At 57.5% G+C, this 13,640-nt stretch carries 13 protein-coding genes; 5 read left to right on the top strand and 8 right to left on the bottom strand.

Going from position 1 to position 13,640, the window contains the following annotated elements; translation table 11 throughout:
- The first annotated feature begins 34 nt into the window (after positions 1-34).
- On the top strand, positions 35-898 hold the full coding sequence (gene yghU, locus P2R09_RS19010; RefSeq protein ID WP_039660633.1) for a glutathione-dependent disulfide-bond oxidoreductase: 864 nt from the start codon (positions 35-37) through the stop codon (positions 896-898).
- 10 nt (positions 899-908) lie between these two features.
- Positions 909-1,202 (top strand): DUF1330 domain-containing protein, encoded by a 294-nt coding sequence (locus P2R09_RS19015; RefSeq protein WP_003855645.1) that lies wholly within the window; start codon positions 909-911, stop codon positions 1,200-1,202.
- Positions 1,203-1,231: 29 nt separating this feature from the next.
- Here P2R09_RS19015 and P2R09_RS19020 read toward each other — a convergent pair whose 3' ends face one another.
- Together P2R09_RS19020 and P2R09_RS19025 are read right to left on the bottom strand one after the other, a co-directional pair.
- Positions 1,232-2,326, bottom strand: a complete 1,095-nt coding sequence (locus P2R09_RS19020) for a YncE family protein (RefSeq protein ID WP_275771968.1) — start codon at positions 2,324-2,326, stop codon at positions 1,232-1,234.
- 201 nt (positions 2,327-2,527) lie between these two features.
- Positions 2,528-3,466 carry a LysR family transcriptional regulator gene (locus P2R09_RS19025; RefSeq protein WP_275771969.1) on the bottom strand — a complete coding sequence of 313 codons (939 nt, stop codon included), beginning with the start codon at positions 3,464-3,466 and terminating at the stop codon, positions 2,528-2,530.
- A 64-nt stretch (positions 3,467-3,530) separates the two neighbouring features.
- On the opposite strand from P2R09_RS19025, the gene P2R09_RS19030 reads away from it, so the two are divergent.
- Positions 3,531-4,601 (top strand): tartrate dehydrogenase, encoded by a 1,071-nt coding sequence (locus tag P2R09_RS19030; RefSeq protein WP_275771970.1) that lies wholly within the window; start codon positions 3,531-3,533, stop codon positions 4,599-4,601.
- Between the two features lies 1 nt (position 4,602).
- Here P2R09_RS19030 and P2R09_RS19035 read toward each other — a convergent pair whose 3' ends face one another.
- The 4 genes from P2R09_RS19035 to P2R09_RS19050 all read right to left on the bottom strand — a co-directional run bounded on the left by P2R09_RS19035 (position 4,603) and on the right by P2R09_RS19050 (position 9,114).
- Positions 4,603-5,934, bottom strand: coding sequence for a glycoside hydrolase family 28 protein (locus P2R09_RS19035; RefSeq protein WP_275772144.1), 1,332 nt, complete (start codon positions 5,932-5,934; stop codon positions 4,603-4,605).
- A 103-nt stretch (positions 5,935-6,037) separates the two neighbouring features.
- Positions 6,038-6,853, bottom strand: a complete 816-nt coding sequence (locus tag P2R09_RS19040) for a carbohydrate ABC transporter permease (RefSeq protein ID WP_003855657.1) — start codon at positions 6,851-6,853, stop codon at positions 6,038-6,040.
- Positions 6,853-7,725 (bottom strand): sugar ABC transporter permease, encoded by an 873-nt coding sequence (locus tag P2R09_RS19045; protein WP_003855659.1) that lies wholly within the window; start codon positions 7,723-7,725, stop codon positions 6,853-6,855. The genes P2R09_RS19040 and P2R09_RS19045 overlap by 1 nt, the downstream gene beginning before the upstream one ends.
- A gap of 57 nt (positions 7,726-7,782) precedes the next feature.
- Complete coding sequence (locus P2R09_RS19050) at positions 7,783-9,114, bottom strand: extracellular solute-binding protein (protein ID WP_003855662.1); 1,332 nt, start codon at positions 9,112-9,114, stop codon at positions 7,783-7,785.
- 550 nt (positions 9,115-9,664) lie between these two features.
- On the opposite strand from P2R09_RS19050, the gene P2R09_RS19055 reads away from it, so the two are divergent.
- Positions 9,665-10,264, top strand: a complete 600-nt coding sequence (locus tag P2R09_RS19055; RefSeq protein WP_275771971.1) for a GNAT family N-acetyltransferase — start codon at positions 9,665-9,667, stop codon at positions 10,262-10,264.
- 12 nt (positions 10,265-10,276) lie between these two features.
- Complete coding sequence (locus P2R09_RS19060) at positions 10,277-11,368, top strand: ABC transporter ATP-binding protein (RefSeq protein WP_003855669.1); 1,092 nt, start codon at positions 10,277-10,279, stop codon at positions 11,366-11,368.
- A gap of 58 nt (positions 11,369-11,426) precedes the next feature.
- Here the strand turns inward: P2R09_RS19060 and P2R09_RS19065 are convergent, their stop codons facing one another.
- Both P2R09_RS19065 and P2R09_RS19070 read right to left on the bottom strand, forming a co-directional pair.
- On the bottom strand, positions 11,427-12,545 hold the full coding sequence (locus tag P2R09_RS19065; RefSeq protein ID WP_003855670.1) for an ROK family transcriptional regulator: 1,119 nt from the start codon (positions 12,543-12,545) through the stop codon (positions 11,427-11,429).
- A gap of 40 nt (positions 12,546-12,585) precedes the next feature.
- Positions 12,586-13,470 (bottom strand): BadF/BadG/BcrA/BcrD ATPase family protein, encoded by an 885-nt coding sequence (locus P2R09_RS19070; RefSeq protein ID WP_275771972.1) that lies wholly within the window; start codon positions 13,468-13,470, stop codon positions 12,586-12,588.
- Positions 13,471-13,640 lie beyond the last annotated feature (170 nt).

Below are 13,640 nucleotides of genomic sequence, written 5' to 3' on the forward strand. Positions count from 1 at the left end.
AGACCAATACCACACCATAAGGCGAACTTTCATTATGTCGGAAAATGCATATCAGCCCGCAAAAGTCTGGACCTGGGACCCTGAAGCCAAAGGTAACGGCGCGAAAACTAATCGTCCGTTCGCAGGTCCCACCCATGAAAAAGCGTTGCCGGTCGGTAAACATCCTTTACAGCTCTATTCGCTCGGCACGCCTAACGGCCAGAAAGTCACCATCCTGCTGGAAGAGCTGCTGGCACTTAACGTCAACGATGCTGAATATGATGCCTGGCTGATCCGTATCGGCGAAGGTGATCAGTTCTCCAGCGGTTTTGTCGATGTGAACCCGAACTCGAAAATCCCTGCGCTGAGCGACCACTCCGCAACGCCGCCGATTCGGGTATTTGAATCCGGCAATATCCTGCTCTATCTGGCGGAAAAGTTTGGCTACTTCCTGCCGAAAGATATCGCTGGCCGTACTGAAACCCTGAACTGGCTGTTCTGGTTGCAGGGTTCAGCGCCTTATCTCGGCGGCGGTTTCGGTCATTTCTATCACTACGCGCCAGAAAAAATTGAGTACGCCATCAACCGCTTCACACTGGAAGCGAAGCGTCAGTTTGATGTGCTGGATCGTCGGCTGGCTGATAACCGCTATCTGGCGGGTGATGACTACACCATCGCTGACATCGCCACCTGGCCGTGGTACGGCAACATGGTGCTGAATGACCAGTATGGCGCAGCCGAATTCCTGGATGTGCAGTCCTATAAAAATGTGGTGCGCTGGGCGAAAGAGATCGCACAGCGTCCTGCCGTTATTCGTGGCCGCAAGGTCAACCGCGTCATGGGCGACCCGGCCGATCAGCTGCATGAGCGTCATGATGCTGCTGACTTCGATACCGAAACCCAGGATAAAAAAGCGTAAGGAGAGACCTGTGAGTGCATACGTTGTATTTATTCGTGATAACACCCTGAACCAGGACGAAATGGCGATCTACGCCGAGAAAGCGGGCCAGGCGCGCGGCGATCATCAGATCAACCCTCTCGCCTTTTATGGCGAGCTGGAAACGCTGGAAGGTCAGGAAGCAGAAGGTGTGGTAATTCTGGAATTCGCGAGCCGTGAAGAAGCACATGCATGGTATGACAGCCCGGAATATCAGGCTGCCAAAGCGCACCGTCTGAAAGGCGCGAACTATCGCGTGGTGCTGGTCGAGGGCGTGGCTAAGTAAGATTTCAGGCGGCAGCGATGCCGCCTTTTTTATTGCAGCGTGATACTCGCCACGCCATCCAGAAGCTGATGGCTGTGGTCGTCATTGAAGCCCTGCTTCAGAGTCACATACAGTGTCTGGCCGTCCGGTGAGACCAGCAGGCTTTCTGGATGACCCTCAAACGACCAGCTGTTTTTCACTTCATACGTGGTGCCATCCAGCTGCAGCACCTTCTTCGATTCGCGCTGGCTGATATAAATCTCATTGCGCTTACCGTTAAACTTAATCCCCACTGAATCGCCTGGATCAAGACGCTGAATCACCTTGCCGCTGCGCTCATCAAACACCAGGGTATTTTTCTCTTTGGCGTTATCCGTGACAAACAGGCGACCGGTTGCCGGATCTTCTGCCATATTCAGGAACTGAGTGTCCTGCCCATCACCTGCCGTCAGGCGCTGCTCGATTTTGTGATTGCGCGGATTGATCACCAGGATTTCACCGCTGCCGTTCGCCGCATAAATGCGATCGCTGACTGGCGAGAAGATAATGCCTGTGACACCTTTGCCAGCATTTTTAATCCGGGCTTTCAGCGTCAGGGTTTTCGCATCAACGACCCAGATCACGCCACGTTCGTCTGCGCCGCCGACATAGAGCAGCCCGTCATGCAGAAAGATCTCGCGGGTTTTCACCGGCGATCCTTTCTCATTCTTCTCGTCAAACATCAGGCGCTTCAGCACGTTGCCGGTATCGGGATCGATCTTAGCGATGCCACCATCCACTGATTGGGTGGTGTAAAGCGCGCTGCCATCCTGTCCACTGCTCAGACCCGCATTTTTCAGATCGTAATGCCCCGCCCCGGTGCTTTGCAGCGTGGTGCCATCAAGACGGTAGATCATGCCGCCACTGATATCCTTGCCCTCGGGCGCACTGGCCACATAGAGCGTATTTTTGGCGGGCAGATACGCCATCTCATATAATCCGTCGCCCAGCTCGCGCTGAATCAGATTATCGGGGCTGGAGGGCTGCATCACCATCAGCGCATTGCCATCCACTTTTTTCGCTCTCATCTGGCACGCCGTCAGGCTGAAGGTGGTGACTATCGCCAGTGCGAGTGCCGCTTTACGCGAGCTGAACAACGCTTTCATAGTTAACTCCCCTATCCATCTGCTGCTCCCGGCAGGCCGCAACACAGCGGGCAGGCAGGGAAGAAAAAGAATGAGAATCATACGCATCACTAAAAAGGGTGTAAACGCAGCGGCACCCTGAAGCAACCGAATCAGCTTAATGCGGTATATTTATTGTCCGCAGACAATTTTCCGTGCCCGTCACTCAATATAAAACCTCAACTAATCAACAACCTGAAGATTACTCTGCAAAAACGCCACAAACGCGGTAATACGAGCAGGAAGCTGGCGTTGCGCCTGCCAGACCGCAAAGATATCACCATCAGGTGCCTGCCAGTCCGGTAGCACCGGCAACAATTCGCCCGCAGCCAGGCTGTGTTGCGCATCCCACCAGGAACGCAGCAGAATGCCATGTCCATCCATCGCCAGCCGCATCGCTACTTCACCATCGTTGGTGATCAGGCTGCCGCGCACTTTCTGGCTGATGCTCTGTTCACCGCAGGTCAGCCGCCACAGGGTAAAATCGCTGTCGTGTTGACGCAGTAAAATGCAGTTGTGCTGCGCCAGATCGCGCACCGTGGCAGGCAGGCCGTGCCGGGCAGCATAGGCGGGCGAACAGCAGAGGATACGCGGATTGGTTCGCAGTTTACGCGCCACCAGCCGCGAGTCAGGCGGCTCCCCAACGCGGATATCGATATCCATGTGCGCATCAAGAAAATTAAGCGGCTGGCTGCTGAGTTGTAACGACAGTGAGAGCTGCGGATGCAGCGCGGCAAAAGCCGAGACGCAGGGCGCGATATGGCGACGGCCAAAACCAAAGGAGGCGTTGATGTTGAGGGTGCCGCGCAGCTGGGCTGTTTCACCGCTGACCGCCTCTTCCAGCGCCGCAAGCTGATCCAGCAGCGGACGCGCGCCCGCCAGATAACGGCGGCCTTCCGGCGTCAGTTCCAGCCGGCGTGTGGTGCGGCGCAGCAGTTGCACCCCAAGGCGCTGCTCCAGCTGGCTCAGACGTTTGCTTACCGCTGCCAGTGACAGGCCCAGTTCGCGCGCCGCCGCAGTCAGACTATCCAGCGCGGCCAGGCGAACAAAGAAGGCTAAGTCATCAGTGGAGGTGCGGGATTCTCTACTTTGATTCAACAATGGATTGCCTTTCAGGCTCATTATTTCCCCGGAATCGACAGTTATACTGCGTACACAATTCGAACATCAACCGGAAAGGTGCCCTGTGACTGATAAAATCTACTCTATTGCTGTGATCCCTGGCGATGGCATCGGCAAAGAAGTGATGCCGGAAGGCGTCCGTGTAATGAATGCGGCTGCTGAGAAATTTAACATTCCGCTGCGCTGGGAGTGGTTCGATTACGCCAGCGCTGACTACTGGCAGCAGCATGGCAAAATGCTGCCTGACGACTGGTTTCCGCAGTTGAAAGCCTTTGACGCGATCTATTTTGGCGCGGTCGGCTGGCCCGATGTGGTGCCCGACCATGTTTCACTGTGGGGCTCGCTGCTACAGTTCCGCCGTGAGTTCGACCAATACGTCAATCTGCGTCCGGTGCGACTGATGCCAGGGGTGAAAGCACCGCTGGCAAACCGTCAGCCCGGCGACATCGACTTCTATGTAGTGCGTGAAAACACCGAAGGTGAATACTCCAGCGTGGGTGGCACCATGTTCCCTGGCACCGATCGTGAAGTGGTGATTCAGGAGACGGTGATGACGCGTACCGGTGTTGACCGCATCCTGAAGTTTGCTTATCAGCTGGCGCAGAGCCGGCCGAAGAAGCACCTGACCTCCGCCACCAAATCCAACGGCATCGCTATCACCATGCCTTACTGGGACAGCCGCGTCGAAGCGATGTCCGGCCAGTTCCCCGAGGTTCGCGTCGACAAGTATCATATTGATATTCTTACCGCCAACTTCGTGCTGCACCCGGACTGGTTTGATGTAGTGGTGGCCAGCAACCTGTTTGGGGATATCCTCTCCGATCTCGGCCCGGCCTGTACCGGCACCATTGGCATTGCGCCCTCCGCCAATATCAACCCGGAAGGCCTGTTCCCCAGCCTGTTTGAGCCGGTTCACGGTTCTGCGCCGGATATCGCAGGCAAAGGCGTCGCCAATCCCATCGGGCAGATCTGGTGTGGGGCGATGATGCTGGAGCATCTCGGCTACAAAGCGGCGGGTGATGCGGTGTTAAATGCAATTGAACGTACGCTGGCGGCGGGAGAGCATCTGACGCGCGATCTCGGCGGCAACGCCAGCACCGAAGAGCTCGGCGCGGCCATCGCCGCCGCGCTGTAAATCAGTCCGGCAACTGCACCACGCATTCAGCATGCCAGCCTGGCGGTAACGGCGCGGGCCTGTTGATCACCAGGTTGTGCAGTTGCAGGTTCTCTACCCCGCGCGCAAACAGGCCCGGCAAACCGCCGGGATAGCGCTCTACGCCAAAGGCTTCACCGGTTTTCGGGTCAAGTTTGTAGGCGTTATCCAGCCCCATGCCGGTCGGTGAGTCGGGGTTACAGGGCGGCCGCACATCATAGTGTCCCTGTGTCATCGGCGACACGGTCTGCCGCATCTGAAGCTGGCTGATAACCACATCGCGTATCCAGCCCGGTTCTGCCGCATGCAGGTTAATCGCCCCTTCCGCCACGCCCGTCATGTTACTGAACTGCACCTGCTCCACGACGCCAGGCGTGATGGCGGGATCGCGATGGCGCACAGAAATATGCAGCGGGTCGGCTTTGCCCCAGTGACAGGGCGGCGCATGGTGACAGGCAAAGGTCAGGTTACTGAACAGCAGACGCCGCATCGCACCACCGTCACGCGACAGAATGCCGATGCCCCGGTTGGAATCAAAAATGGTGCAGCCGGTCACCGTGACATCTTCCACATCATCCCAGGTTTCGGTGCCGATTTTAAAGGCACAGCTGTAACTGCGAAGCAGGCAGTTGGTGATCATAATCTGCCGCGCCGGACGCCGCAGCGCAGCCGGTTTGTGGGTGGTTTTAATGCAGATAGCATCATCGGCGGCACTGAGGTAGCTGTTGCTGACAAACACCGCCTCGCAGCCGTCGATATCCAGCGCATCGGTATTCGGCATGGTCATCGCATTGTCGATAGTGAGATGGTCGATATGCACATGGCGACAGCTCACCAGATGCACCGTCCACATTGGCGCCTGCACGATGGTAAAGGCGGTCAGTGTCACCTGTTCACAATCTTCAAACACAATAATGCGCGGCCGGTCAGGACGCGGCAGGCGATAACCCTGCTCATCCCGCTCAGTGGCAAACCAGGCTTCCCCCTCGCCATCAATGCGGCCAGTGCCGCTGATAGTGATATTGCGCTGGCCCAGCGCATAGAGCAGCACGTTATGGGACTTCTCAGCACAGCTGAGTGCCTGCACCGCCTGGTAGTCAGCCAGCCGCGGGCTGGCGATCAGCACCGCACCCGCTTCCAGGTGCAGTTCAAAATCAGACGGCAGATTCAGGCAGCCGCTGCGATAACGCCCGGCAGGCAGAGTCAGACGACCCCCGCCGGCCGCCGCAATCTGATCCATGGCGCGCTGCAGCACGGCCGTGTCCGGGGTTTCGCCATCGGCGACAGGATGAAAATCAGCAAGGGAAAGGTGCATCATGCGTCTCCCGCAGGATTGAGGAGGAGAAATTCCAGCACGACACGGCGCGGGAAACCTTTGTCTGGTCGCCAGTACGCCGTTTCGTGCGGGATATCACAAATTACTTCACGGCCCCTTCAGTGACGCCGCTGATAAACTTGCGCTGGAAAATCAGGAACACCACGATCAGCGGCATAATCACAATCATTGCGCCCGCCATCAGTACCGGAATGTCGATGGTGTTTTTGTTCTGGAAAAACATCATGCCAATCGGCAGCGTGCGCAGCTCATCTTTGTTGACCAGAATCAGTGGGATCAGGAACTCGTTCCAGGTCCAGATAAACAGCAGCAGCCCCAGCGTCGACAGGGTTGGCCAGATCGCCGGCACCAGAATGCCCCACAGAATTTTGACCCGCGACGCCCCATCCATCACCGCCGCTTCTACCAGCTCTTTCGGCACCTGCTGAAACGCGCTGGCGATCATCAGCGTGGTAAAGGGTAGCGACAGGGCAATCTGCGGCAGGATCAGCGCCAGATAGGTGTTGGTCAGCCCCATCCAGCGCAGCTCGTGATAGAGCGGAATGATAAAGGCTTCACTCGGCAGCACCATCCCCAGCGCCAGCATCGCCCCAATCACTTTTTTACCGGGGATCTTCAGCCAGGCGAAACCAAAACCAGCCAGAATACCCAGCAGCACGCTGAACAGTACGACCGGAATCACCACCAGCACCGAGTTGAGGAAGTAGACGTTAAAGTGTCCCTGCTGCCACGCGGTCACGTAGTTTTTGAAATTCAGCGAGGCTGGCAGCGTGAAGATGCCCTGAAACAGCTCCATCTGGGTTTTAAACGAGGTCATCAGCGCCATCAGAAACGGCAGAATCGTCATCAGCGCCACGATCCAGATCAGCGCGCGTGAAATCACCGGCGTGCTTCGCATCAGTAACGCTCCTTTAAGGCCAGATGAATCAGATAGTTGATCCCTAAAACAATAATCATGCTGAACACCGCCACCGACGAGGCGTAGCCAAAGTAGTGCAGGTCAAAGCCCTGCTTATACATAAAGATGTTGGTGACCATGGTGGAGGTACCTGGCCCGCCCTGCGTCATCACATAGACCAGGTCAAAGGCTTTCAGGCTGGCGATCACCGTCAGCAGCAGCGCAATCCGCAGCTCGGGCCGCAGGCCGGGCAACGTAATACGCATAAATTTCTGACGGCGCGATGAGCCATCCAGATCGGCGGCTTCCAGCAGTGAGGGATCCATACGCTGCAGGCCTGCCATAAACAGCACCAGACAGAAGCCGAAGAAGTACCAGGTCGCGACCAGACCGACAGCGGGCAGCGCCCAGGTGAAATCACCCAGCCAGGAGAGCGCCAGCTGGGGCAATCCGATCGCGCGTAATATCTGGTCGATGGGGCCAAACGCCGGGTTATAGAGCCAGCGCCATACTACACCCAGCACTGCCATTGGCATGATGTAGGGCAGGAAGAAGAGAATGCGCAGCACGCTACGTTCGTTATTGTTGCGCGTGTCATACAGAAAGCTGCAGAGCAGCAGGCCGACGCCAATCGGCAACAGGGTATAGAACAGCATCAGGATGGCGTTATTGCCCAGCGCAATCCAGAACACCGGATCGCTGAACATCCGCATGTAGTTGCTGATGCCACTAAACACCGGCAGTGAGGTGCCGTCCCATTCGGTAAAACTGATGCCCAGCGAGGCCAGCAGCGGGAACAGCAGAAACACCGCATAGACCAGCACCGCAGGCAGAACATAGAGGAAATTACGCCAGCTGCTTAAATTCAACATAACCCTACTCGTGGTTCAGAACGATGCTCAGGCCCGGCTGTTCGCCGGGCCTCCGGCTTAATGCTTCAGGGTTTTCAGGTAACGCTGATAGTTGTTATCAAAATTCACCACCATCTGATCGGGCGTCTGACGACCCGCCAGCAGCAGCTGGACGTTCTGATTCAGCTCGGCGTTCATGGTCGGTGTTGCCCAGTCCACGTAGTGGCCTAAACCGTCATAGTCGTTGAGCGTCAGCCAGACCTGATATGCCTCCGCCAGCAGCGGATTATCCGCTGGCATTTTGGCCGCTTTATTCGTGCTGGCCGGCAGGAAGCCCACTTTCAGCCAGCGGTTCGCCATGGCATCAGAGACCATATAGTTGATGAACTTCGCTGCACCCTCCTGCTGATCTTTGCCTTTGGCGGTGCTGGTAATTGAGAACGCCAGATCGGTCCCGCCCACCATCAGCGGCTGTTTCACGCCTTCACCGGCAGGCATCGCGGCGAAGTGAATATCTTTGTTGTCTTTAAACTGGCCGAGATACCAGGTGCCGCTGACCAGGAACGCAGCCTGACCGTTCTGGAACAGCGTCGCCGCATCGTCGTGACCAATGCCCTGGAAGCCAGGGAAGAAGTAGCCTTTGTCGGTCCAGCTCTTCATCATCGTGGCGGCATTGACCAGCTTGCTGTCTTTGAAGGTGCCGCCCACATCGTAAATCAGATTATCCAGCGTCTTGCGGTCATGGCTTTCAATCTGCGCCTGCCACAGCGTGCTAAGCAGCTGCTGGCCCATATTGCCATCCAGCAGACCGAGCATCATCGGCGCGGTGCCCTGCTGTTTAAGCTTCGCCATGGCACTCTCCAGCTCAGCCAGCGTTTTCGGCACCGCAATGCCCGCTTTGTCCAGCACCGCTTTGTTGTAATAGAGCCCGACCATTTCGCCCAGGCTGGCGATGCCATACAGCTTGCCGCTACCAAACTCGCCGCTGTCTGACCAGCGGTTACGTTTCAGAATCGAGTCCGGGAAGCGGGTAGTCCAGCCGTCGCTGGCGGCATAGCTATCGAGCGGCAGCAACAGCTTATCTTTAACCAGCGAACCCATATCGCCGCCGCCCTGGTTGACCTGGGCGATCTGCGGGCCATCACCGGCAGTCAGTGCCAGCTTCAGCGGAATACGGGTATCTTCAAAGGAGTGAACCGAGCGGTTAATCACGATGCCGGGATTCTGCTGTGAGAACTCTTTAATCCCTTCATCCACCGCAGCGGTCTGCTCAGGGTAGTTGTAGATATCCCACTCATTCAGAGTGACAGCAGCGTGGGCGGCATGAGAGACGCTGCCCGCCAGCAGGCCCGCTACCAGCAGCCGACCCACATTGCGAATTCGGAACGAACGAACGGAAGAAACAGACATTATGCTCACCTTCTTCAGACCAGGGTCGGCATCCTTTCATCTCACCGCCTGACATCCTGCAGGCTGCAGCCGCACACAAACGCACTCACTCATACTTACTTTAATAAAAAAATAAAGTCAAACAGCCTGCCGACCGAATTGTCAGGCTGTGAGCACGCGCAAATAAACAGTGACATGGCGTGAAAATCAGCACGCCGCGCTGGCATTTACACCATTAACCGTGGCGGCACGTCGCCAGCCACTTTTTCTGCAGCAGGAGATGCCAGAGGAATAATCGCAAAATAACGTCCTGATAAAACATATGAAAATCCTATCACGCTCACACTTTTCTCTTTTGACCGGCCGTGAATCTGCCGCCAGCCGCCCTGTTCCGGGCGTGTTGGCGATCACAGTTGTGCATCCCGATGCCGGTAAACATTGCCGAACCGCCTGCGTTAGTGCGATAAGGTAATTATTCTATCTTGAAAACTAAGTCCACTTTCATTAACGTAACTTTTACCTGCGGAGCTGTTCAATCCCTGACCGGTTCCCTCACTCACGAGAACTCACCATGGCGAATCAAGGTGTCATTCGTCCGGCCACACCGGCGGACTACCCGGCGCTCTACCGCATCTGCCTGGAAACAGCCGATGCGGGCGGCGATGCCCGCGCGCTCTACTCCGATCCTGACTATCCCGGCCAGCGTTTTGCCGTGCCCTATGCGCATTTTGCGCCGGACTTTGCTTTTGTACTGGAGCAGGACGGTGAGGTGCAGGGTTACGTGGTCGCCGCGCCGGATACCCGCGCGTTTGAAGCGCAGCTTCAGGCCGAATGGTGGCCGCAGTTGCAGGAGAAATATCGCGATCGCAGCGCCAGTGCCCCGCTCGACAGCAAAGTGCTCGATTCAATACGCCATCCCGACCAGGCCGCTGAGATCCTGGTGACGCAGTGGCCTGCTCATCTGCATATCAACCTGCTGCCGGCGGCACAGAAAGGCGGCTGGGGTCGCCGGATGATTGAGCATGAACTGGCGGCGCTCCGCGCTGCTGGCGTCAGTGGTGTTCATCTTGGCGTCAGCCTGCAGAACGAGCAGGTTTGTGCCTTCTATGCGCGCATGGGGTTTACCCCAATCATGTGCAGCAATGCCATCTACATGGGCCAGTTACTCTGAGTGAGGTAGCCGATGACCAGCCTGCGCTTGCAGAATGTGAAGAAGTCGTATGAACACGTCAATGTCATTCATGGCATCGATCTGACGATAAACAGTGGCGAATTTGTCGTGTTTGTTGGGCCATCTGGCTGCGGCAAGTCGACGCTGCTGCGGATGATCGCCGGGCTGGAGGAGATCAGCAGCGGGCAGTTGCTGATTGAGGAGCAGGACATGACACAGCAGCCCGCCACTGAGCGCGGCATTGCTATGGTGTTTCAGTCTTATGCGCTCTACCCCAACATGACGGTGCGCGGCAACCTGGCGTATCCGCTGGAGGTAATGAAAAAGTCCAAAGCGGAGATTAACGAGGCGATAGCCCAGACGGCCGCCCGCCTGCATCTCACCGAACTGCTCGACCGCCTGCCGCGTGCGCTCTCTGGCGGACAGCGGCAGCGCGTGGCAATTGGCCGGGCGATTATCCGTCATCCGCGCATCTTCCTGTTTGATGAGCCACTCTCTAACCTTGATGCAGAGCTGCGCCTGCAGATGCGCATTGAGATTGCCCGGCTGCACGCCTCGCTTGGCAACACCATGATTTATGTCACCCACGATCAGCTGGAGGCAATGACGCTGGCTGACCGCATCGTGGTGCTGCGTCAGGGCCGTATTGAGCAGGTCGGTGCACCGCTGACGCTTTATCACGACCCGGATAATCTGTTTGTCGCCGGTTTTATCGGCTCACCAAAAATGAACTTTCTGCGGGCGGAAATCAGCGCCACGGGCGCGGGGGAAGTGCAACTGCGGGTGCCGGAACTGAAGATTGAGGGGCTGGTGCTGAAAATCGCCGCCGACTGCCGCGAGGGACAAACCGTCACGCTGGGCATTCGTCCTGAACATTTCCAGCCTGCCGCGCAGACGCCGGACGCATTGCGCTTTCACGGCGAGCTGGCTTATGGCGAGATGCTGGGTCACACCAACTATCTCTACCTGGATATCGGGCGTGAACAGATGCTGGTCGTGGAAGAGCGCGAGGCGACGACGCGCGAGCTCGGAACCCAGGTTGAACTGGGCTTTTCTGCCGCGCACTGCCTGCTGTTTGATGAGCAGGGACTGCGTCTGCGCTAAGGACGCGTGGAAACAAAAACGGGCGCCGCAGCGCCCGTTTTTTTATTTGAGAGATCACTCAGGTGACCGGCTCTTCATCGGCCTGCGCCGCCAGCAGATCAAGCAGCCGGTTGACGGCAAAACCCGCCGCACCCAGCGCCCACATCCGGTTCGATTCCGTCAGGAACTGCAGCGGCGTCATCTGTGGCGTCAGTTTAAGCCGGTAGGCCTGGAAGCTCTGAGTGATGTGATCGAGCAGAATGCGCGACGCCATGTGCGGCTCCATCGCCAGATAAACCACATCCGGATCGTAGGCCACTGACAGGTTCGCCAGCGAAATGCCCAGCTCACGTCCTGCTTCTTCCAGCACCGCCAGTACCTCAGGCGCAGGACGCTGATCCAGCGCCTGCAACGTGAGGCCTTCCACCGGTTCCTGCGCTGCAAGCCGCTGCAGAATGGCACGCGATGAGGCGACATCCTCCAGCAGACGCAGCGAGCCGTCCCCCACCAGCCCATTGCCAATCTCGCCCGCTTTGCCGTGACGACCACGGTAGAGTTGACGATTCAGGATGATGCCCGCACCAATCCCTTTGCCATAGGTGGCGATCACCGCCGACTGTGCATTGCCAAGCTGACCAAACACCAGCGCCGCCATTGCCATCGCGTTGGCGTCGTTCTCGATAAATACCGGCAGTGAGAAACGTTCTTCCAACAGACGCGCAATCGGGACGTTGTCCCAGTCGAGCACTTTAGAGCGAATGCAGTAGCCATTTTCAGCATCCACCAGACCCGACAGTGCCAGACCAATCGCACCCACCCGCTTCTCCTCCACGCCGCGCAGGAATTTCGCCAGCGCATCGCCAAGCTGGCGGGGTGTCAGCGTGCCTGTGGGCATCTGCTGTTCGCCCAGCAGATTGCCGCTGAGATCGGTCATGACGATAAGATTACGTTCTGCATTGAGCTGAATGCCAATCACGCTGGCGCGATCGGGATTGAGGCCCAGCAGGGTTTTTGGCCGCCCCATTGATACGCGACGCAGCCCCAGCTCCTGCACAATCTCCTGCGCCAGCAGGCGATTAGTGGCCTGCGACACGGTCGACATGCTGAGTCCGCTTCGGACTTTCAGGTCTGACTGGCTGATCGGCGCATTTTCAACAATCAACCGCAGAATGCGCGCGGTTACGTTGGGAGCGGTCATAAGTTCCTCAGGTTATCTGGCGGAAGAAGCTCCGCCAGCGTCAGATCGGTAATCGAACAGGCGCCAGCTGCTGCGCCAGTATCAGCGCGCCGCTCAGGGCATCGCCCTGCGGCGTCACCAGCCGGGCCTGAATATCGTCGTCCAGCCAGCGCTGAATCGGCGTGGCCAGGCCACCCATCAGCGCCACCCGCCCGCTGCTCAGCGCAATCAGACGGCGCACCATCAGGCCGATATCGGCGGCAGTCTGATGCAGCAGATCCTGAGCGTGACGGTCGCCCGCGTCGGCGGCTGCAAAAATCCGCGGCACCACGCGGGCCCAGTCTGCCGGGGTCGCTGAGCGCGCCCAGAGCAGCATGGTTTCCGGGCTGTCGTCAAACTGCGTCATCAGCTGCTGTGTAAAGGCGCTCTGTGGAATGATCGCCTCATGTGCCAGCAACGCCAGACGCAGTGCACGACGACCCAGCTCAGCACCCGATCCCTGATCAGAGAGGGCAAAGCCCCAGCCACCCAGCAATGTAAACTGCTCGCCATCCCACGCGGCTCCCTGACTGCCGGTGCCGATAATAAAGACAGCGCCCGGTGCGCCGGAATGTGCACCCGCACAGGCGATTTCCACATCGCTGACCACCTGTAACGCCGCACAGGCAGGCTGCCAGCTGGCAAGCCTTGCCTGCACCGAGGCGACATTGGCACCCGCTAATCCGGCAACCAGCGCGGTCTGCGCCAGAGCCTCCGGGGCTAATCCCGACTGTGACAATATCCGGTCAATCAGTTGCCCGACGCAGGTCAGCGCCGCGTCGTAATCTGACCAGACGTTAGCTGGACCGCCAGTGGCTTCCGCCAGCACACGGCCCTGCAGGTCGGTTAACCGCGCACGACACTGTGTACCGCCGCCATCAATGCCAAGGAGATAGTGTGGTTGCACGCGCTTCCTTCCCTGATTAAGGGTTATAGCCATAATGAGCGAACGATAGGATAAAAAAACTTAAATCGCAATAACAAATAAATATGGCAAAAACATATCGACACTTTTCCCTTAATTTACATCATCATAACAAAAATCACCCTCGCAAAATGCGCAGCACGTTATTGACA

Origin of the sequence: Pantoea sp. Cr_R13, assembly GCF_029222565.1 — a bacterium.
Classification (GTDB): domain Bacteria; phylum Pseudomonadota; class Gammaproteobacteria; order Enterobacterales; family Enterobacteriaceae; genus Pantoea; species Pantoea eucalypti.

What these genes read in the sequence shown, in the direction of transcription:
- yghU (WP_039660633.1), top strand. Translation starts at nt 35, where the DNA reads ATGTCGGAAAATGCATATCAGCCCGCAAAAGTCTGGACCTGGGACCCT.
- P2R09_RS19020 (WP_275771968.1), bottom strand. Translation starts at nt 2,326, where the DNA reads ATGAAAGCGTTGTTCAGCTCGCGTAAAGCGGCACTCGCACTGGCGATA.
- P2R09_RS19025 (WP_275771969.1), bottom strand. Translation starts at nt 3,466, where the DNA reads ATGAGCCTGAAAGGCAATCCATTGTTGAATCAAAGTAGAGAATCCCGC.
- P2R09_RS19035 (WP_275772144.1), bottom strand. Translation starts at nt 5,934, where the DNA reads ATGCACCTTTCCCTTGCTGATTTTCATCCTGTCGCCGATGGCGAAACC.
- P2R09_RS19040 (WP_003855657.1), bottom strand. Translation starts at nt 6,853, where the DNA reads ATGCGAAGCACGCCGGTGATTTCACGCGCGCTGATCTGGATCGTGGCG.
- P2R09_RS19045 (WP_003855659.1), bottom strand. Translation starts at nt 7,725, where the DNA reads ATGTTGAATTTAAGCAGCTGGCGTAATTTCCTCTATGTTCTGCCTGCG.
- P2R09_RS19050 (WP_003855662.1), bottom strand. Translation starts at nt 9,114, where the DNA reads ATGTCTGTTTCTTCCGTTCGTTCGTTCCGAATTCGCAATGTGGGTCGG.
- P2R09_RS19055 (WP_275771971.1), top strand. Translation starts at nt 9,665, where the DNA reads ATGGCGAATCAAGGTGTCATTCGTCCGGCCACACCGGCGGACTACCCG.
- P2R09_RS19060 (WP_003855669.1), top strand. Translation starts at nt 10,277, where the DNA reads ATGACCAGCCTGCGCTTGCAGAATGTGAAGAAGTCGTATGAACACGTC.
- P2R09_RS19065 (WP_003855670.1), bottom strand. Translation starts at nt 12,545, where the DNA reads ATGACCGCTCCCAACGTAACCGCGCGCATTCTGCGGTTGATTGTTGAA.